Below are 1388 nucleotides of genomic sequence, written 5' to 3'. Positions count from 1 at the left end.
TGTCTTGGTAAGATCCCCTTTATTTTCAACTAAGGCCACCGCCGCCTGTGAGGTCAACCCTATCATTCCGCCATAAGCCGCCCCATAAACCGCGCTCGCCGTGGCTCCCGTGGCACCTGTCGCCCCCACGGCACCACTTCCCGCCCAAGCCGCCAGGCCCGAACCCGCCGTGACCGCCGCAACAGCAATCGCAATCACCGCACCCACTACGGGGTTTAAGCTTTCGCTTTTTTTGTCCCAGCTACTGTAAGCGTCCTTAACCCGATCCCACTGGACATCATTGCGGCCTTGGAGATTTTTTAACCATTCCGTACCGGGGGTGTTACCCAGTACCCCTAACGCGTCTTCCAGTAACTGCCCCTCTTTCACTTTTACATCCGCATTGATGCCTTTCGCCGCATCCACCGTCAGCGTACCGCCAACATGCACTGACGGGATTATCCAGCTCTCCTCACGGTGACCTTTATCGTGCTGCGTAATAAAAAAGCCTTTTGATGTCGTGATGGTCTGCTCAAAGTCAATATTTGGCATCGCCTTGAAGTTCACTTTCCCTGTCTGGCTGGTGATTTTCGCGTTTTTACTGGTTTCTAGCCGACTCGCTTCCAATGTCACATCATCTTTTGCCATCAGGTTAATATCACCACCGGCAGTAAATTCCGTGACTTTGTTGGTCTTATTGATTTGTACTCGATGTTCTGTTTTAGACCCAAACACTTTACACGACTTTATGGGGCCAAAACCTTTACAGCTTTTCCTCGTTTCTTCACTTTTATAGGCTTCTTCCATCGCTTGCGCATAGAGAAAACCGCCTGTTGCCGCGATATCCATCACACCCTTGGCGATTAACTCCGTCGCCTGGAATAAAATACTGCCTTGGGAGCGAATAGTTAATGCGCCACCACTATTCAGCCGGCTGGCGTGTTGCGTAAAGCGCTCAATATTCCCCTCGCGAATAAATTCTTGTCGCGATTCAAAACGAACATTTCCCCCCGCGGAAAGTTGCATATCACCGCCGGATGTCAAACGGGTTCCTGATGTCAGCAGGTTGCCTGCCGCAACTAAGGTGAGATTTTGAGCCGCGCTAACGTCGCCAGTGCCATAAAGATATTGTTTATCGCTATCATTAATCGGCGAATATTTCTGGGCAAAGAACAGTAAATCCCGGCCGGCGTTAACCGAGATATTTCCTTTAGTCGATGTTAATCTCGCGATACCCGCGATATCGCCCCCCGCGCTGAGTTGCAGATGCTCGCCCGCAGTAATTTGCGTGCCTGATTGAGATAAATCAAACCGGCGCTCTGACGCCTCCGGCGTATTGGGCCGAGAGATATCAATATCGTGACCCGCGCTGAGCATGACTTGTTGCCCCGCCCGGATACCCGCCTGCC

1 protein-coding gene is annotated in these 1388 nt (G+C 51.7%); it reads right to left on the bottom strand.

The window, feature by feature from the left end:
* Positions 1–1388, bottom strand: a 1388-nt coding sequence (locus ACGF49_RS24515) for a hemagglutinin repeat-containing protein (RefSeq protein ID WP_387493299.1), incomplete at both ends; no start/stop codon positions are given.

Source organism: Photorhabdus sp. RM96S (assembly GCF_042879335.1).
Classification (GTDB): Bacteria; Pseudomonadota; Gammaproteobacteria; order Enterobacterales; family Enterobacteriaceae; genus Photorhabdus; species Photorhabdus kayaii.
This window is presented reverse-complemented; position numbering and strand designations above follow the sequence as displayed.